Origin of the sequence: Tabrizicola flagellatus (assembly GCF_046295235.1) — a bacterium.
Taxonomy (GTDB): Bacteria; Pseudomonadota; Alphaproteobacteria; order Rhodobacterales; family Rhodobacteraceae; genus Tabrizicola; species Tabrizicola flagellata_A.
The window spans coordinates 13,159-29,569 of record NZ_JBKBLV010000005.1 but is presented as its reverse complement, the minus strand read 5'-3'; the positions used below and the strand labels follow the sequence as shown (position 1 = coordinate 29,569).

The following is a 16,411-nucleotide window of genomic DNA, read 5'->3' as shown; positions in this document are numbered from 1 at the left end:
GAAACAAGCCGAGGCCCGTCCGTGCCAGACCGACCCAATACCCCCCTGCTTGACCGGGTGACGCTGCCCTCGGACCTGAAGGCGCTGTCCGACCGCGAGCTGCGGCAACTGGCCGACGAACTGCGGGCTGAGACGATCTCGGCGGTCAGCGTGACCGGCGGTCATCTGGGTGCCGGTTTGGGGGTCGTCGAACTGACGGTGGCGCTCCATGCGGTGTTCGATACCCCACGCGACAAGCTGATCTGGGACGTGGGCCACCAATGCTATCCGCACAAGATCCTGACCGGGCGGCGGGACCGGATCAGGACCCTGCGGATGGAGGGCGGTCTGTCGGGCTTCACCAAGCGCAGCGAGTCCCCCTACGACCCGTTCGGGGCGGCGCATTCCTCGACCTCGATCTCGGCGGCGCTGGGCTTTGCGATGGCGGCCGATCTGGGCGGCGACCCGGGCGACGCGATTGCCGTGATCGGCGACGGGGCGATGAGCGCGGGCATGGCGTTCGAGGCGATGAACAACGCGGGCCATCTGGGCAAGCGGCTGTTCGTGATCCTGAACGACAACGAGATGTCGATTGCCCCGCCGGTGGGGGCTCTGTCGGCCTATCTGAGCGGGCTTTATGCCGCCGCGCCGATGCAGGATCTGAAGCAGGTGGCGAAGGGGATCGTGGGGCTTTTGCCCTCGCCGTTCCAGGAGGGGGCGAAGCGGGCCAAGGACATGCTGAAGGGCATGGCGGTCGGGGGCACACTGTTTGAATCGCTGGGGTTCGAGTATGTCGGGCCTATCGACGGGCATGACCTGGACCAGCTTCTGCCAGTGCTGCGCACGTTGAAGGCGCGGGCGACGGGGCCGGTGCTGCTGCATGTGCTGACGAAGAAGGGCAAGGGATACGCTCCGGCCGAGGCGGCGCGGGACAAGGGGCACGCGACGGGAAAGTTCGATGTGCTGACCGGGGTGCAGGTGAAGGCGGCGTCGAATGCTCCGTCCTACACCAAGGTCTTCGCGCAAAGCCTGGTGGCCGAGGCCGAGCGGGACGAGAAGATCGTCGCGGTGACGGCGGCGATGCCGGACGGGACGGGGCTGGACCTCTTCGCCGCGCGGTTCCCGAAGCGGTGTTTCGACGTGGGGATCGCCGAGCAGCATGCGGTGACGTTCTCGGCCGGCCTCGCGGCGGGGGGGATGAAGCCGTTCTGCGCGATCTACTCGACCTTCCTCCAGCGTGGCTACGATCAGGTCGTGCATGACGTGGCGATCCAGCGCCTGCCGGTGCGCTTTGCCATCGACCGGGCGGGGCTGGTGGGGGCGGACGGGGCGACCCATGCGGGGGCCTTCGACGTGGCCTTCCTCGCGAACCTGCCGGGGATGGTGGTGATGGCGGCCGCCGACGAGGCGGAACTGGTTCATATGGTCGCCACCGCGGCGGCCTGGGATGAGGGGCCGATCGCGTTCCGCTATCCGAGGGGCGAGGGCGTGGGGGTGGAGATGCCTGTGCGGGGCCAGCCGCTGGAGATCGGCAAGGGCCGGGTGATCCGCGAGGGGTCGCGGGTGGCGATCCTGTCCTTCGGGACGCGGCTGTCGGAGAGTTTGAAGGCGGCGGAGGCCCTGGCCTCTCGTGGCGTGTCGGTGACGGTGGCGGATGCCCGGTTTGCCAAACCGCTGGACCGGGACCTGGTCCTGCAACTGGCGGCGGGGCACGAGGCGCTGGTGACGGTCGAGGAAGGCGCGGTGGGGGGCTTTGGGTCCCATGTCGCGCAGCTTCTGGCCGAGGAAGGGGTGTTCGACCGGGGGCTGAAGTTCCGCAGCCTGATCCTGCCGGACATCTTCATCGATCAGGCCTCTCCGGAAGCGATGTACCGGGTCGCGGGGCTGGATGCGGGGCATATCGAGGCCAGGGTGCTGGAGGCGCTGGGCGTCGCGGTGGTGGGGAAGAGGGCGTGAGTGTCCACGGTGGACAAATCCGCCAAACTGTTGATTTATCTTGAAAAGGCTTGCAGCTGTTAAGGTGGTGTTAACCCCTTTTCGCGATGATCTGCGAGGCTGCTGAACCGGGGGTGAGATGCCAATTCCGACGATGGGTGAATTCCTGTCGCCCTGCCTGCGGCCTTTGGCGGCCGATGCGCGGAACACGCGGGACTGACTGCCCGCGCTGAAGGTCGAGTTCGGGCTGACGGACGACGACATGGCTGAGATGCTGAACAGCGGCACCCGCACCCGCGTGTTTGACCGGGCGGACTGGGCGGTGTTTCATCTGCTGAAGGCGGGGCTGGTCGAAAGGCCAGAACGCTGGGTCTATCGTGCCTCGGCTGAGGGACGGGCGTGGCTGGCGGCGGCAAAGCCGCTGGACTGGCGGATCATCAAGTCGATCCCGACCCATCAGGCGGCGATGGCCGAGGCCGCCGAAAGGAATGCATCTAGGGAGGCTGCCCCGAGTCTGTCGCGCGACGTTGCGGACCTGCCCGACGAGACCCCGGAAGACCTGATCGAGCGGGCCTCGAAGGACGCCGAGGCCGGGCTTATCGAAGACCTGTTGCAGCGACTTTACCGGATGAATCCCATCCGCTTCGAGCGCCTGATCCTCGATCTTCTGAAAGTCATGGGCTACGGTGCCGGCTCGTTCGGCAAGCACGAGATGACCAAGGCCAGCGGCGACGGGGGGATCGACGGGATCATCCACGAGGACGCGCTGGGGCTGGATGCGGTCTATATCCAGGCGAAACGCTATCAGGCCGAGACCAAGGTCGGGCGCCCGGCGATCCAGCAGTTCATCGGCAGCCTGACCGAAGAGGGGGCGACGAAGGGGGGTGTTCGTCACCACCTCGGATTTCTCGGCCGCGGCGCATGGATACCTCTCCAAGGTGCAGCACCGGGTCAAGCTGATCGGCGGGCGGGAGCTGGCGCGGCTGATGATCCGGCATGGCGTGGGTGTGCGCGACCGGGTGTCCTATGTCATCCGCAGCGTGGACGAGGACTATTTCGCCGATCCGGAAGGGTGAGCCCGCCGGCGTGCGGCCACCGCCTGCCGCCTAGATCAGCGGGCGCTGTTCCTCGCGCTCCATCGGCAGTCCGGCGAGCGCGAAGAGCCGGGCGGGCTCCGGCATGTTCAGCCGCCCGCGCCGCCAGACCAGAAGGCCGAGCCCGCGCAGATGCGAGACGGTGCGGCTGGTATGGACGGTCGAGAGGCCCAGCGCGTCGGCAAGCTCGTGCTGGCGGAAGGGCAGCGGCACGCCGTCGGGCGTCACATGGCCCAGCGCGGACAGCCGCTGCCAGATCCGCGCCAGCGCCCAGGCGACCCGTTCGGTGGCGTCGCGCTGGCCGAGGGTGGCGATGGTCTCGCCCAGGAAGTGCTCCTCGACGGCGGCGATCCAGGTCAGGTCATAGGCGCGGTCCGGCCGGTCGCGGAACAGGTCCCACAGCCGGCTGCGTTGAAAGATGCAGACCCGCATCGGCGTGGAGGCCTGCACGGAGTGGCGCATCTCGCCCATGATCCCCGCCTGAAGCCCGAGGAAATCGCCGGGAAAGACGAAGTTCACCACCTGGCGGCGCCCGTCCTCGAGCTGGATCGAGCGGGTCGCGAAGCCTTCGAGCACGGTGTAGAGCCGGTCGGAGCGTTCGCCCTGCGCCAGAAGCGTCTCGCCGGGTTGCACCAGCACCTCGCCGGTCTTGAAGGCGCGCATGAAGGCGATCTCTTCCGGGGTCAGGGGCAGGAACATCCGCTTGCTGTGCAGCGGGCAGGCGGCGCAGTCAGTCATCTGCATCGGGAACCTCGTCGGACTTAACGCAGGTTAATGCGGATCGCCGGCGTTCCGTTCCATATGCGGTGTGGAAAACGCAAACCGACTGACATGCCTGGTGCTGGAACCCGTCGCGCTGGTCGCGGACGACCTTGTGGCGATCATCGAGGACACGCTGCCGGGAACGCCGGTATCGGTGGCGACGACGGCAGAGGCGGCGCTTGAGATCCTGCGCCGTCAGCGGATCGACATCGCCTTCGTAAACCTGTCGCCGCTGGACCTGGCACGGTCCGGACTGGTCGAGCGGCTGGACGAGATCGGGGCGATGCTGGTCGTCCTGGGCCACAAGGTCGCGGCGAAAGGCGCGCGGCACCGGGTCCTGGAACTGCCCTTCGTCAGCGGGGCGGTCGCCCTTGAGCTGATGACGGCGCTGCGACGGCTGCGCCGGCGCCGGACGACGCCGGAGGGCGGGGGTCGGGCCTGACCCGCGCGCGGGGACTATGCCTGGCGGAGCGTGTCCATCACCCGCACCAGCGCCTCGCTGATCCCCGGTTCGGACAGCGCATGGCCGGCCATGGGGATCATCTTCAGCTCGCATTTCGCCCAGCCCCGCGACAGCGACCAGGCCGATTGCGGCGGGCAGATCATGTCGTAGCGGCCCTGGACGATGGTCGTCGGGATGTGTTCGATCCGGCGGCGTTCGCGCAGGATCCAGCCGTCGCATTCCAGAAAGCCCGCGTTCTGGAAATAGTGGTTCTCCAGCCGTGCGAAGGCGCGGGCGTAATCGGACGGGCTCTCGCCCAGCGCGCCTTCGTTCTGGATCGAGGCAAGGGCGTTTTCCCAGTTGGCCCAGATCCGGCCGAAGCGGGTTTCCTCGACCAGGTTGCCGGAAAAGAGCCGGCGGTGATAGGCGGCGATCAGGTCGCCGCGTTCCGCCTCGGGGATGGCTTCGACAAAGCGCGACCAGAGGTCGGGGAAGAAGGCCCCGGCGCCGCCGCCGTAGAACCAGGTGAGCTCGGCACGGGTGGCGAGGAAGACACCGCGCAGGACGAGGTGGGAAACGCGGTCGGGATGGGTGATCGCGTAGATCAGCGCCAGCGTTGCGCCCCAGCTGCCGCCGAAGCCGACGAAGCGGTCGATGCCGAGGGTGGAGCGGATGGTCTCGACATCCTGGACGAGGTGCCAGGTGGTGTTGGCGGTGACGCTGGCATGGGGACGCGACCGGCCGCAGCCGCGCTGGTCGAAGAGGACGACGCGGAAGGCGCGGGGGTCGAAATAGCGCCGCATCGCGGGAGAGCAGCCGCCGCCGGGGCCGCCGTGGAAGACGAAGACGGGGATGCCTTCGGGGTTGCCGCATTGCTCGACATAGACGCGGTGGCCGTCGCCCACGTCGATCACGCGCTGATCGAAGGGATCGATCGGCGGGTAAAGGTATTCGACTGCGCGCTTTTGACCTGATCTCTGATCCATGTTCGACCTATATAGCCATGGGAAGGCCCGGAGTCGAAGGGCAATCGGTGGACGGACGGGAGACGGCGATGACGGTGGACACGGTTGACCCGGCAGAGGTGGCCAAGTTCGAGGCGATGGCCGCCGAATGGTGGGATCCGGAGGGCAAGTTCAAGCCGCTGCACATGCTGAACCCCTGCCGGCTGGACTACATCACTCGCCAGATCGCCGCCGAGTTCGGGCGCGACCTGGCGGGGCCGGCGCCGTTCAAGGGGTTGCGGATCCTCGACATCGGCTGCGGCGGGGGTCTCTTGTCCGAGCCCATGGCGCGGCTTGGCGCCGACGTGGTGGGCGCGGATGCGGCGGAGCGGAACATTCCGGTGGCGCGGGTTCATGCCGAGCAGTCGGGGCTGGCGATCGACTATCGCCACACCACGGCCGAGGCGCTGGCCGCGGCGGGCGAGCGGTTCGACGTGGTGCTGAACATGGAAGTGGTCGAGCATGTCGCCGACCCGCAGGCCTATCTGACCGCCTGCCAGGAGCTGCTGAAGCCGGGCGGGCTGATGATCTGTTCCACGCTGAACCGGAACCCGAAGTCCTTCCTGATGGCGATCATCGGCGCGGAATGGGTGATGCGCTGGCTGCCGAAGGGCACGCACGACTGGGCGAAGTTCATCACGCCGGACGAGCTTTACGCGCTGATCGAGAAGGCGGGGCTGCGCCCGGTGGACCGCAAGGGCATGGTGTTCAACCCGGTGACCTGGCGCTGGGGCCTGTCGGACCGCGATCTGAGCTGCAACTACGTCACCGCCTCGGTGAAGCCCTAGGCAGGAACGCGGCTCTCGCCGGGGATCCGGTCGAACGCGCGCGAGACATCGCGGATCAGCTCGGCCAGGTCGTCGATATCGGCAAGGCCGTGCAGGGCGGACAGTTCGATCCGCCAGCGCGGGGCGTGCAGGGGAACCTTCGGCGCCATGAGCAGGCCGACCCTCGGGCCGGCACTTTCCAGAAGCGCGGTCCGCGGCAGGGCCGTCTGCAACGGCAGCAGCACCGGAACGAAGGGCACGGCCCCGCCGGGCACCCGCAACCCGGCGGCCTTCAGCTGATTGCGGAGCCGCAGCGACAGGCCGTGCAGCCGCCGCCGCCGCCGGCGGCCCTCTGCGCCGAACACCAGCGTCGCGGCGGCCAGCGCGGTGCGGGCGCGGTCGGCGGGCAGGGACGCGGATGCCGGCCGGCTCCGGCGCAGTCCGGCATCGCGGCCCGCATCGCCCCAGGCCACGAAACCTCCGGTCGTGCCGAACGCTCCTGCGAGGCAGCCGAGCACAAGATCGACACGACCGAGGCAGGACTGGATCTCCATCACGCCGCGCCCGTCCTGGCCCATGACCCCGAAATCCTCCGCCACGTCCACCACCAGCGCGGCCCCGTGCTGACGGGCGAGCTCGACGAGCCCCGCCACGTCCGTGACCCGCGCGCAGCGCGCCGAGACGGCCGGCGCGACGATCACCAACCGGCCCGCGCCAAGGTTTCGGGCCAGCCGGCGCAGGCGACGCTCGACCCCGTCCAGCGAAGCGGAGGGATAGCGGTGCAGCCGGGCGCCGGTCAGGGCAACGGTCTCGAACAGGACGGGATCCGCGCAGGAATCGACCAGCACGTCGTCGCCGGGTCCGAGGAACGCCGGCAGCGTGCCGCGGATGGCATCGGCGGCAGACGGAAAGACCAGGGCGCCGGCAGCCCCGAGTTCCGCCGTCAGGACGGACCGGAGCGCATCGACCGGATCGGTTTCGGCTCCGGGCCGGACGATGTCGGACAGGGAGAGATCGCGCAGCCCAAGCGGATCGCGGGTGACGAAATCGAACCGCGGCCCCTGAGGCGACAGGTTTGCCGCGGTGCGGTCATGGGCGGGCCCGTCCCCCGGCAGATGGAACAGGCTGTCGGCTTCGGCGCGGCCCGAGAGGAACCGGGGGGAAGGCACTGGTCCTGGCATGTCGTCGCCTCCTGCGGGTTCGCGAATCGGTTACTGGCGGCGGCTGGACCGCACGGCGTGCAGCAAGCCTGGGATCAAGGGGGAGAAACGCGCGTTAATTCCCCGTGAAACGCCCCGTTTCCGAGATCTGGCCCGCCCGAGGCCGCCCGAGACCCGCGAATCGACGGCCGACCGGGCCCCGGGAAGGCCGGGTTTTCACGCGATTTCACGATTTTCTGGCGAGCGCCAAGAGCCGGCCGCGGCGATTGACGAAGATTTCACGCTGGCCCCCGGAAAGTCGTCCCGAACCACGACAGGCAAGAAAAAGCGGGGCCAAGACGATGTTCATCCGGCTGATAGGGCTGTTCCAGGTGCAGGATGCAGAGGGGCGCGACCTTACGCCCCGCGGCGCGAAGGCGCGGGCCATGCTGGCGCTTCTGTGCCAGACGCCCGGCCACAGTCGCCCTCGGCGCTGGCTGGAAAGCCGGCTCTGGTCGGATCGCGGACAGGAGCAGGCCTCGGGCAGCTTGCGCCAGGCGCTGACCGAGTTGCGCAAGAGCCTTGGGCCGCTGGCATCGCACCTGCACAGCGACCGCGACTGCGTGGCCCTGTCCGGGTTCACCACCGATATCGAAGGCGATCCCCGGGCCGTGCAGCTGGCGCTTGCCGCCGGACGCGAGTTCCTGGAGGGGATCGACGTGATCGACCCGGCGTTCTGCGCCTGGCTGGCCGAGGAACGCCAGCGCCTGGCCCGGCAGTTCGGCGCAGCCGAGGCGGGTGGCCCGGGCCGCGCGGCCAGCCAGCCGTTCCGTCTGCGGATCGGAGCCATGCCGGAAGGCACCGGGGCCGAGCTGGCCCGCGATCTTGGCGAAGCCGTCGCGCGACTTGCGGCCGAGTACCTGTTGCGCGACAGGGCCGCGGCCTTCGGGGCATCGCGGGGCGAGCGGCCCGAGGGGCTGGACCTGCAGATCGAGGGCGCCTGGAGCGAGGACCGCGCCCATCTGAAGCTGCGGCTGGTCGCCCAGTCGGACCGGAAGACGATCTGGAGCCAGCGGCTGATCGTGACCCGCCCGGCCCCGGGCGAGGGGTCGGCGGCGGGCGCGGCTCTGGTCTTCGAGACCTCGGACGCGCCGATCATGTAGCCTTGCCTCGGGCGCGCTGGACCGGCTAGCAGGATGGCAGGTCCGGTCCGGAGGGGGCATCCATGGCGACCACGCGCTATTTCCGAGACTTTCCCGCCCGCAGCGGCGCCCGGATGCTCTTGAAGATGGAGCATTACCTGGAGGTCTATGACGAGCTTCTGGCCGATTGGCAGGGGCGCGATGTGTCCTTCCTGGAGATCGGGATCTTCAAGGGCGGGTCGCTGCCGCTGTGGCAGGGGTTCCTCGGGCCGGCGTCGCGGCTGGTGTTCCTGGACATCGACCCGGCCTGCCGCGAGCTGGCGCTGCCGGGCACCTCGGTCGAGATCGGCGATCAGGCGGATCCGGAGTTCCTGGAGCGGGTCGGCCGCCACCACGGGCCCTTCGACCTGATCGTGGATGACGGCGGGCACAAGATGCACCAGCAGATCGCCAGTTTCCGCCATCTCTGGCCCCGGCTGCGCGACCGGGGGCTGTACATCGTCGAGGATGTGCACACGAGCTATTGGCCGGGCTTCGGCGGCGGGTTCCGCGAGCCCGCGAGTTTCATCGAATTCGCCAAGGACCTGATCGACCGGATGCATTCCTGGTACACCGAAGACGACGCGGGCTTTCCGCTGCATCCCCTGGCGCGCGAGATCGGGTCGATCCGGTTCCACGACAGCCTGGTGGTGATCGAGAAACGATTGAAGGAGCCGCCGGTCTCGATCACGGCGCAGTGTGGGAAGGTCACGCGGTCGCGCAGGATGCTGGAGATCCGGGGGCGGCGGTCGATCTTCTGAACCTTGCATTGCGGGGGCTTCGCCTTTAGCAGAGGGGCGGTTTCGCAGGAGAGGCGCGATGGACGGGATCGACACGCTGAAGGCCAAGTATCTGGCGGCGGTGGCCGGTGCGGCGGACGAGGCCGGGCTGGAAGAGGTCCGCGTGGGTGCCTTGGGCAAGAAAGGCGAGATCTCGGCGCTGATGGCGGGGCTGGGGAAGATGGACCCCGAGGCGCGGAAGGCGGCGGGGGCGAGCCTGAACGCGCTGAAGGACGAGATCGACGCGGCCCTGCGCGCGCGCAAGGTGGCGCTGGCCGATGCGGCTTTGGACGAGCGGCTGAAGTCGGAGTGGCTGGACGTGACGCTGCCGGGGCGGCCCCGGCCGCGGGGGACGATCCACCCGGTATCGCAGGTCATGGAAGAGCTGACCGCGATCTTCGCCGACATGGGCTTTTCGGTGGCCGAGGGGCCGCAGGTCGAAAGCGACTGGTACAACTTCGACGCCCTGAACATCCCGCCGGAACACCCCGCGCGGCAGGAACATGACACGTTCTTCATGGCCCGCGCCGAGGGCGACAGCCGCCCGCCGCATGTGCTGCGGACGCACACGTCTCCGGTGCAGATCCGGGCGATGATGGCGCAGGGCGCGCCGATCCGGGTGATCGCGCCGGGCCGGGTCTACCGGATGGACATGGACCAGACGCATACGCCGATGTTCCACCAGGTCGAGGGGCTGGCGATCGATCGGTCGATTTCCATGGCGAACCTGAAATGGACGCTGGAGGAGTTCTGCCGCGCCTTCTTCGAGGTGGACAAGGTCGAGCTGCGGTTCCGCGCCAGCCATTTCCCGTTCACGGAGCCCTCGGCCGAGGTGGACATCCGCTATTCCAACGTCGGTGGCCAGCTGAAGATCGGCGAGGGCGACAAGTGGATGGAGATCCTGGGGTCCGGGATGGTGCATCCCAAGGTGCTGACGGCGGCGGGGGTCGATCCGACCCAATGGCAGGGCTTTGCCTTCGGCATGGGGATCGACCGGATCGCGATGCTGAAATATGGCATCCCGGACCTGCGGGCCTTCTTCGAGGCCGATCTGCGCTGGCTCAGGCACTACGGGTTCAGCGCGCTGGACGTGCCGGACCTGGCGGGCGGACTTTCTGCCTGAATGGAGGACCCGGACCTTTCAGCGCGCAAGTATCGGGCCGCGAATGATCCGGCCTTTCCGGCGCAGCGCGAGGAAGCCTGGGGCCGGATCGTCGCGGCGCTGGACGGGGTGCTGGGGCCAGCGGGCTATGTGCTGGCGCGGACGACCTGGAACAGGGTGACGGCGGCGGGGAAGTCGGCGGTGCATCTGCAGCGGGACCGCTATGGTTGGGACGTGCGGATCGTGCTGCGGTTCGTGACGCCCGATGGCGAGGTGCCGGATCATCCCGACTGGCCGGGCGGCGAGGATGTGGCGCTGGCCGCGTTCTTCGAGCAGGCGGCCAGCGATCCCGGGACGCTGGCCTTTGTCGATGTGCTGGAGCGGCCAGATTGCCTGGATCAGGCGGTGGACATCCTGCGCGAGCAGGTGCTGCCCTGGTTCGAGGCCTTGCATCAGGACCACCCGCCCCGGACTTGATCCGGGGCCTCCCGCAACCACGAGGCCCCGGATCAAGTCCGGGGCGGGGTTTCCTGCAAGCGCCGTGCCGCTGCCTGGCCGGCCCAGCGGCCGGTGGCCCAGGCGGCGGTGAGAAGGTAGCCGCCGGTCGGGGCCTCCCAGTCCAGCATTTCCCCGGCGGCGAAGATGCCCGGGAGGGCCTTCAGTTCCAGGTCGGGGGTGAGGGCGTCCCAGGCGATGCCGCCGGCGACGCTGATCGCCTCGTCCAGCGGGCGCGGGCCTTGCAGGGGGATGGGCAGGTTTTTCAGGTGGGCGAAGGGCTCGGCGCGAGAGAACTCCATCACCAGGGCGATCCGGGTGGGGTCGAGGCCGAGCTTGCGCAAGCGGTTGGTGACGCTGTCGCCGGGTTTTATTTTCGACAGGCGGCGGGTGATCTCGTCCTGGCCGAGGTCGGGGAGGAGGTCGATGGAGAGTGTATATGCGTCGCGTAGATACTTGTATATACTGTAAATGCCGCCGCCCTCCAACCCCTTGGCGGAGATGACGAATTCTCCGCGCTGCTCGTCGAGCACTTCGTGCACTCCTCGCGGAGGGGTGGTGCGAGGAGTGGATGAAATCCTCGACGAGCAGACCTTGAGGGCGACGCCCTTGACGGGCTGGCCGAAGTACGGGGTCATGTGCGACGACCAGTCCACGCGGAAACCCATGTTGGCGGGCTGCCAGTCGGTGACCTCGACGCCCTTCTCGCGCAGCCAGGGGACCCAGGCGCCGTCGGAACCGAGGCGGGACCAGCTGGCGCCGCCGAGGGCGAGGATCGTGACCTTGGGGGCAAGGGTATGCGGGCCGGCGGGGGTGTCGAAAGTGAGGGCGCTGCCGTCGAACCCGGTCCAGCGCCAGCGGGTGCTGATCTCGACACCCCGGGAGGTCAGGCGTTGCAGCCAGGCGCGGAGAAGGGGCGAGGCCTTCATCGCGACGGGGAAGACGCGGCCGGAGGAGCCTGTATATACCTCCTGTCCGAGGGCGCGGCACCAGGCCTGCACCTCCTTTGGGCCGAAGTCTTGCAGGATCGGGCGGAGGTGGGGGCAGTCGTAGCGGGAGACGAAGGTCTCCCAATCCTCGTCCTTGGTGACGTTCAGGCCGGACTTCCCGGCCATCAGGAACTTGCGGGCGACGGTGGGTTTGGCCTCAATGACAACGACTTGTGCGCCGGACTTCACAAGTTCCTCGGCGGCCATCAGGCCGGCGGGACCTGCGCCGATGACGAGGGCATCCGGGGCGACGTTAGGTGGCGGCATTGCGCAGTTCGACGACGCGGTGGGGATAGGGCATCTGGATCCCGGCCTCCTTCAGCGCGTTCCAGATCGCGAAGAGGACGGCCGAGCCATACTTGTTCTTGCCGTCGTCTATGCCCGAGACCCAGTATTCCACCGCGAAGTCCACCGAGGATTCGCCAAAGCCGCGCAGCTCGCAGTCGGGGCCGTCGGGCTGTTGCAGGACGAAGGGAAGCTGCGATACCGCGCGCTCGATTATATCGGGCACGATGTTGATGTCGATGTCGTAACTCACTGAAAACTCGGCCTCGTAGCGGTTGGCGCTGCCCTGGTCGGAGTAGTTGACGACGCGGCTGGTGATGAAATGTTCGTTCGGGACGACGATCCATTTGCCGTCGAAGGTTTCCAGCACGCAGGCGCGGGCGGTCATCTTGACGATGGTGCCCTTCTCGCCCCCGTCGAGTTCGACGTAGTCGCCCACGGTGGTCTGGCCTTCGAGGAGGAGGATGATGCCGGAGACGAAGTTTGCGGCGATCTGTTGCAGGCCAAGGCCGATCCCGACGCCGAGGGCACCGCCTAGGACGGCGACGGCAGTCAGGTCGATGCCCATGATCGACATGAGCAGAAGGAAGGCCGCGCCGAAGATGGCGACTTCGGAGGCCTTGATCGCCAGTTCGCGGGTGGCGGGGCGCAGGTCGGCCTGGGCCTTGATGTAGCCCGAGCTTTGCCGGTTCGACCAGGAGCCGAGCCAGAAGAGAAGCGCACCGGCGATGGCGCCGCGGATCAGGCCCAGCGCGGTGAAACGGATGTCTCCGAGGTTTACCTGCGCGGCGTCGAGCCAGGCTGTGACCTCGTCCAGCACGCCCAGCGCGTTCAGCGCCATGACGGGCAAAAGGATGTAGCGGCCCATGAATTTCAGGAGGCCGGGGGGCAGGATGCGGCGGACGAGTTCGAGGGCGGCGAGGAAGAGGAAGACGCGCTTGCCGAAGGCGATGACCTCGCCCGTGCCGAAGGTGGCGCGGGTCAGCCCCTCACCCACGGCGGTCAGGGCATAGGCGAGGAGGGGCAGGAGCAGCGGCAGGAATTGCAGCGCAAAGCGGCGGAGGCGGGCGATGGGGTGCGTCGCCTCGGGCTTCGGGGTGAGGGTGCGCTCGAGGGCGGGCGTCAGGCGGCGGGACAGGAGGGTGGCAAGGATGTAGGCGGCGATCAGAAGGCCGAACTGCATCAGCGCGGGCGGCGAGGAGAGCCAGCCGAGCGCGATGTCCACCGCCTCTTGCAGCCAGAGTTGCAGCCGGTCCAAGGCTTACCTCCGGTTATGGGCGATGCGCCCGATGGTGTTGAGCAGGACTTGCGCGGCAAGGATCGCGGTTGTGCCGGTGTGGTCGTAGTCGGGGGCGACCTCGACCAGGTCGATGCCGATGATGTTGCCCTGCTTGGTCAGGCCGTCGATCAGTTCGAGGACCTCGTAATAGAGGAACCCGCCGTGCGAGGGGGTTCCGGTGCCCGGCGCGATCGAGGGGTCGAAGCCGTCGATGTCGAGGGTGAGGTAGTAGTCCACGCCCTTGGGGATGCGGGCGAGGGTGGCTTCGACCCCCAGCTTGCGGACCTGGCGGACCGAGAGGATGTCGTCGCCCATGGCGCGGGCGGCCTCATACCCGTCCTTGGCGGTGGAGGAGACGTTGCGGATGCCCAGCGCGGTGATGCCCTTGACGTGGTCCTGTTCGGCGGCGCGGCGCATCGGGTTGCCGTGGCCGTGGCGGACGCCGTGGCGGACATCGACGAAATCGAGGTGGGCGTCGATCTGGACGATGTGCAGGGGCCGGCCCGCGAAGGCGCGGATGCAGGGGATGTTGATGGAGTGGTCGCCGCCAAGGACCACGGGGACGGCCCCGGCGGCGAGGATGGCGCGGACGCCGGTTTCGATGTTGGCGTGCGAGGTTTCGGTGTCGGTGTGGACGATGTCGGCATCGCCGATGTCGAGGATGCGGACACCTTCGAGGTAGGTCACGTCGTCCTCGTGGTCGTAGGCCCCGGCGTGGCCGAAGGAGAAGAGGGTCGAGGCCTCGCGTATGGCGCGGGGGCCGAAGCGGGCTCCGGCGCGGAACTGGGTGCCGAAGTCGAAGGGAGCGCCGAGAATGGCGAAGTCGGCGTCGATGGCTGACCAGTCGGGCTGGTAGGGGTTCTTGCCGAAGGTCGGGATACCGACGAAGGGCAGGTTCAGGCGGCCTTTGTCGTAGGCGTTGGTCATGGCGTATCCCCGTTGGTCATGCGTTTCAGGGCGGCAACATGCCTCGGATCGGCGGAAAGCGCATGTTCGGCGAGCGACATGGCGGAGTCGATCAGAGCCTGGGCCTCGCAGATCCGGTCGATCAGGCCCCAGCCAAGCGCGGTCTCGGCGTCGATCCTTTGGCCGGCGAGGAGGATCATCTTCGCGCGCGACGGGCCGATCAGGGCGGCGAGGCGTCCGGGGTCCGAGGGTTGCGGGCGGTAGCCCAGCCGCATGACGGGGTAGAAGAAGGTCGCCCCAGGCACGGCGATGCGGATGTCGCAGGCCAGCGCCGCCCCCATGGCACCCCCGGCGAGCGTGCCGTTCAGCGCGGCGATGGAGAGGCCGGGGAAGGCGGCGATGGCGCCCGAGGCGGCCTCCCAAGCAGGCGAGAGGCCAAGGCCCGCCTTCATCCCGTCGAGGTCGGCCCCGGCAGAGAAGACGCGGCCCTCGCCGGTCAGGATCAGGACCCTGGCGGTGCTCTGCGAGACGGCGGCGGCGATGTCGTGCAGCATCGGCTCGGTCAGCGCGTTCGCCTTTTCGGGACGGGCGAGCGTGATTGTGCGGCAATCGCCCCGGTCTTCGACCCGTATCATCCGTCCCCCGTCCGACATTCCCGACCCGCGCGCCCTGGCCTTCGAGAATCCCTTGACGCACGCCGGACGAGATAGAAAGGTTGCGCCCGCGAATTCAACCCGAAAGGCACAAGCCATGTCCCGCGCGCTCACCTGTTCCTCCGCGATCGGTCTTGTTTTCCTTGCAACCTCGGCCGGCGCCGATGTGACCCCGCAGGAGGTCTGGGCAAGCTGGCAGGCCATGCTGACCTCTGCCGGGCAGGAGCTGACGGTCGGCAACACCGCCGACAGCGGGAACACGGTGGACGTGACCGGCGTGGTGGTGGCCTTCAAGGACCAGATGGGCGGCAGCGCCTCGGTCTCGTTCGACAAGCTGAGCTTCGCGGCCAATGGCGACGGCACGGTGACGGTGACGATGCCGGAGAGTTACCCGCTGCAGATGGCCTTCCCGGCCGAGGGCGACGGACCGGGCTCGCTGAAGCTGACCGTCGCGCAGCCCGGCATGAAGATCGTGGCGGGGGGCAGCGCGACCGAGACCAGCTATGACTTCGCCGCGCCCAGTGTCACCGTGACGCTGGACGAGATCACCGACGAGGACGGCAAGGTGCTGGACACCAAGGGCGATCTGACGGTGGCCGGGATGACGGCCCGCTATCTGGTGGCGCTGGACGGCGACAAGACCAATCTGGATTCGAGCTTCCAGGCGGACTCGATGCAGTTCAACCTTTCGGGCGCGGACATGGAGGACGAGGGCGGCGGCCGCGGCACACTTGCGCTGAAGCTGTCGGACCTGAGCGGTGCGACCAAGGGCACCTTCCTGGGCGCCGACGTGATGGCCAACATGGCGGTCGCGCTGAATTCCGGCTTCACGATGGACTCGTCGTTCAACTTCGGCGCCATGACAATGAACGTCGATGTCGAGGAGGCGGCGGGCCCGACCAAGGTGGGGGCGACTGCCACGGGTGGCGGCTTCGTGCTGGCGATGGACAAGACCCGGATGAACTACGGGACCTCGCTGAACGGCGGGAGGTTCACCGTCTCGGGACCGGAGATCCCCTTCCCGCAGGTCGAGATGGCCTTTGCCGAAAGCGGCTTCAACCTGCTGATGCCGGTATCGAAATCGGACAGCCCGCAGGATTTCGCCTTCCTGACCAAGTTCGTCGATTTCACCGTGTCCGAGGATATCTGGGCCATGGTCGATCCCGGTGCCACGCTGTCGCGCGAACCGGCGACGGTGATCGTGGACCTGAAGGGCACCGGCAAGTGGAAGCAGGACATCATGGATCCCGCGGTGCAGATGGACGGGGCCGAGCCTCCGGGCGAGCTGAACAGCCTGGACGTGACGCAGGTGCTGGCCAAGGCGGCCGGCGCCGAGGTTTCGGCGACCGGCGGGCTGACCTTCGACAACAGCGACATGACGACCTTCGCTGGCATGCCGCGGCCGGATGGCAAGATCAGCATCGGGATCAAGGGGGCGAACAAGCTGGTCGAGAATCTGATCGCGCTGGGCATCCTGAGCGAGGACGACGCGATGGGTTTCCGCATGGGGCTGGCGATGTTCGCGCGGCCGGGGGCCGGGCCGGACGAGCTGACCTCGGAGATCGAGTTCAAGGAGGGCGGCCTGTTCGCCAATGGCCAGCGGCTGCAGTAGCGACGCCG

At 68.2% G+C, this 16,411-nt stretch carries 16 protein-coding genes and 1 pseudogene; 10 read left to right on the top strand and 7 right to left on the bottom strand.

What is annotated here, in order from left to right; all coding sequences use genetic code 11:
• The first annotated feature begins 21 nt into the window (after window positions 1-21).
• From dxs to ACK4IU_RS03000, 3 genes and pseudogenes are all read left to right on the top strand, one after another.
• Window positions 22-1,935 carry a 1-deoxy-D-xylulose-5-phosphate synthase gene (gene dxs, locus ACK4IU_RS03010; RefSeq protein ID WP_409731515.1) on the top strand — a complete coding sequence of 638 codons (1,914 nt, stop codon included), beginning with the start codon at window positions 22-24 and terminating at the stop codon, window positions 1,933-1,935.
• 241 nt (window positions 1,936-2,176) lie between these two features.
• Window positions 2,177-2,743 (top strand): annotated as a pseudogene (locus tag ACK4IU_RS03005) (restriction endonuclease); the annotation flags it as partial.
• 55 nt (window positions 2,744-2,798) lie between these two features.
• Entirely contained in the window at window positions 2,799-2,990 is a 192-nt protein-coding gene (locus ACK4IU_RS03000; protein ID WP_409731512.1) for a restriction endonuclease, read from the top strand.
• Window positions 2,991-3,020: 30 nt separating this feature from the next.
• On the opposite strand, the gene ACK4IU_RS02995 is transcribed toward ACK4IU_RS03000, so the two are convergent.
• Complete coding sequence (locus ACK4IU_RS02995; protein ID WP_409731509.1) at window positions 3,021-3,752, bottom strand: Crp/Fnr family transcriptional regulator; 732 nt, start codon at window positions 3,750-3,752, stop codon at window positions 3,021-3,023.
• A gap of 94 nt (window positions 3,753-3,846) precedes the next feature.
• Here ACK4IU_RS02995 and ACK4IU_RS02990 point away from each other — a divergent pair, with 94 nt between their 5' ends.
• A complete protein-coding gene (locus ACK4IU_RS02990) occupies window positions 3,847-4,212 on the top strand; it encodes a hypothetical protein (RefSeq protein ID WP_409731507.1) in 366 nt (121 codons plus the stop codon).
• Between the two features lie 14 nt (window positions 4,213-4,226).
• Here the strand turns inward: ACK4IU_RS02990 and pip are convergent, their stop codons facing one another.
• Window positions 4,227-5,198 carry a prolyl aminopeptidase gene (gene pip, locus ACK4IU_RS02985; protein ID WP_409731504.1) on the bottom strand — a complete coding sequence of 324 codons (972 nt, stop codon included), beginning with the start codon at window positions 5,196-5,198 and terminating at the stop codon, window positions 4,227-4,229.
• A 68-nt stretch (window positions 5,199-5,266) separates the two neighbouring features.
• On the opposite strand from pip, the gene ubiG reads away from it, so the two are divergent.
• Complete coding sequence (gene ubiG / locus ACK4IU_RS02980) at window positions 5,267-6,004, top strand: bifunctional 2-polyprenyl-6-hydroxyphenol methylase/3-demethylubiquinol 3-O-methyltransferase UbiG (protein ID WP_409731721.1); 738 nt, start codon at window positions 5,267-5,269, stop codon at window positions 6,002-6,004.
• On the opposite strand, the gene ACK4IU_RS02975 is transcribed toward ubiG, so the two are convergent.
• Window positions 6,001-7,164, bottom strand: a complete 1,164-nt coding sequence (locus ACK4IU_RS02975) for an aminotransferase class I/II-fold pyridoxal phosphate-dependent enzyme (RefSeq protein ID WP_409731501.1) — start codon at window positions 7,162-7,164, stop codon at window positions 6,001-6,003. The two genes, ubiG and ACK4IU_RS02975, sit on opposite strands and share 4 nt — an antisense overlap.
• Window positions 7,165-7,484: 320 nt before the next feature.
• Between ACK4IU_RS02975 and ACK4IU_RS02970 the strand changes: the two genes are divergently transcribed.
• The 4 genes from ACK4IU_RS02970 to ACK4IU_RS02955 all read left to right on the top strand — a co-directional run bounded on the left by ACK4IU_RS02970 (window position 7,485) and on the right by ACK4IU_RS02955 (window position 10,661).
• Window positions 7,485-8,285 (top strand): hypothetical protein, encoded by an 801-nt coding sequence (locus ACK4IU_RS02970; RefSeq protein ID WP_409731498.1) that lies wholly within the window; start codon window positions 7,485-7,487, stop codon window positions 8,283-8,285.
• A gap of 62 nt (window positions 8,286-8,347) precedes the next feature.
• Entirely contained in the window at window positions 8,348-9,064 is a 717-nt protein-coding gene (locus ACK4IU_RS02965; protein WP_409731495.1) for a class I SAM-dependent methyltransferase, read from the top strand.
• A 58-nt stretch (window positions 9,065-9,122) separates the two neighbouring features.
• Entirely contained in the window at window positions 9,123-10,205 is a 1,083-nt protein-coding gene (gene pheS, locus ACK4IU_RS02960) for a phenylalanine--tRNA ligase subunit alpha (protein WP_409731492.1), read from the top strand.
• Complete coding sequence (locus ACK4IU_RS02955; RefSeq protein ID WP_409731489.1) at window positions 10,206-10,661, top strand: hypothetical protein; 456 nt, start codon at window positions 10,206-10,208, stop codon at window positions 10,659-10,661.
• 32 nt (window positions 10,662-10,693) lie between these two features.
• Here the strand turns inward: ACK4IU_RS02955 and ACK4IU_RS02950 are convergent, their stop codons facing one another.
• Genes ACK4IU_RS02950 through ACK4IU_RS02935 form a run of 4 tightly spaced genes read right to left on the bottom strand, consistent with a single transcriptional unit; the run spans window position 10,694 to window position 14,773 of the window.
• Window positions 10,694-11,935, bottom strand: a complete 1,242-nt coding sequence (locus ACK4IU_RS02950; RefSeq protein WP_409731486.1) for an NAD(P)/FAD-dependent oxidoreductase — start codon at window positions 11,933-11,935, stop codon at window positions 10,694-10,696.
• Window positions 11,922-13,211 carry a mechanosensitive ion channel family protein gene (locus tag ACK4IU_RS02945; protein ID WP_409731483.1) on the bottom strand — a complete coding sequence of 430 codons (1,290 nt, stop codon included), beginning with the start codon at window positions 13,209-13,211 and terminating at the stop codon, window positions 11,922-11,924. Before ACK4IU_RS02945 ends, ACK4IU_RS02950 begins: the two co-directional genes overlap by 14 nt.
• A gap of 3 nt (window positions 13,212-13,214) precedes the next feature.
• Window positions 13,215-14,159, bottom strand: a complete 945-nt coding sequence (speB, locus tag ACK4IU_RS02940) for an agmatinase (RefSeq protein ID WP_409731480.1) — start codon at window positions 14,157-14,159, stop codon at window positions 13,215-13,217.
• On the bottom strand, window positions 14,156-14,773 hold the full coding sequence (locus ACK4IU_RS02935) for an enoyl-CoA hydratase/isomerase family protein (RefSeq protein ID WP_409731477.1): 618 nt from the start codon (window positions 14,771-14,773) through the stop codon (window positions 14,156-14,158). Before ACK4IU_RS02935 ends, speB begins: the two co-directional genes overlap by 4 nt.
• 115 nt (window positions 14,774-14,888) lie before the next feature.
• Between ACK4IU_RS02935 and ACK4IU_RS02930 the strand changes: the two genes are divergently transcribed.
• Window positions 14,889-16,403, top strand: a complete 1,515-nt coding sequence (locus ACK4IU_RS02930; RefSeq protein ID WP_409731474.1) for a DUF2125 domain-containing protein — start codon at window positions 14,889-14,891, stop codon at window positions 16,401-16,403.
• Window positions 16,404-16,411: the final 8 nt, after the last annotated feature.

What these genes read in the sequence shown, in the direction of transcription:
- ACK4IU_RS02970 (WP_409731498.1), top strand. Translation starts at nt 7,485, where the DNA reads ATGTTCATCCGGCTGATAGGGCTGTTCCAGGTGCAGGATGCAGAGGGG.
- ACK4IU_RS02955 (WP_409731489.1), top strand. Translation starts at nt 10,206, where the DNA reads ATGGAGGACCCGGACCTTTCAGCGCGCAAGTATCGGGCCGCGAATGAT.
- ACK4IU_RS02965 (WP_409731495.1), top strand. Translation starts at nt 8,348, where the DNA reads ATGGCGACCACGCGCTATTTCCGAGACTTTCCCGCCCGCAGCGGCGCC.
- ubiG (WP_409731721.1), top strand. Translation starts at nt 5,267, where the DNA reads ATGACGGTGGACACGGTTGACCCGGCAGAGGTGGCCAAGTTCGAGGCG.
- speB (WP_409731480.1), bottom strand. Translation starts at nt 14,159, where the DNA reads ATGACCAACGCCTACGACAAAGGCCGCCTGAACCTGCCCTTCGTCGGT.
- ACK4IU_RS02975 (WP_409731501.1), bottom strand. Translation starts at nt 7,164, where the DNA reads ATGCCAGGACCAGTGCCTTCCCCCCGGTTCCTCTCGGGCCGCGCCGAA.
- ACK4IU_RS02995 (WP_409731509.1), bottom strand. Translation starts at nt 3,752, where the DNA reads ATGCAGATGACTGACTGCGCCGCCTGCCCGCTGCACAGCAAGCGGATG.
- pip (WP_409731504.1), bottom strand. Translation starts at nt 5,198, where the DNA reads ATGGATCAGAGATCAGGTCAAAAGCGCGCAGTCGAATACCTTTACCCG.
- pheS (WP_409731492.1), top strand. Translation starts at nt 9,123, where the DNA reads ATGGACGGGATCGACACGCTGAAGGCCAAGTATCTGGCGGCGGTGGCC.
- ACK4IU_RS02950 (WP_409731486.1), bottom strand. Translation starts at nt 11,935, where the DNA reads ATGCCGCCACCTAACGTCGCCCCGGATGCCCTCGTCATCGGCGCAGGT.
- ACK4IU_RS02930 (WP_409731474.1), top strand. Translation starts at nt 14,889, where the DNA reads ATGTCCCGCGCGCTCACCTGTTCCTCCGCGATCGGTCTTGTTTTCCTT.
- ACK4IU_RS02935 (WP_409731477.1), bottom strand. Translation starts at nt 14,773, where the DNA reads ATGATACGGGTCGAAGACCGGGGCGATTGCCGCACAATCACGCTCGCC.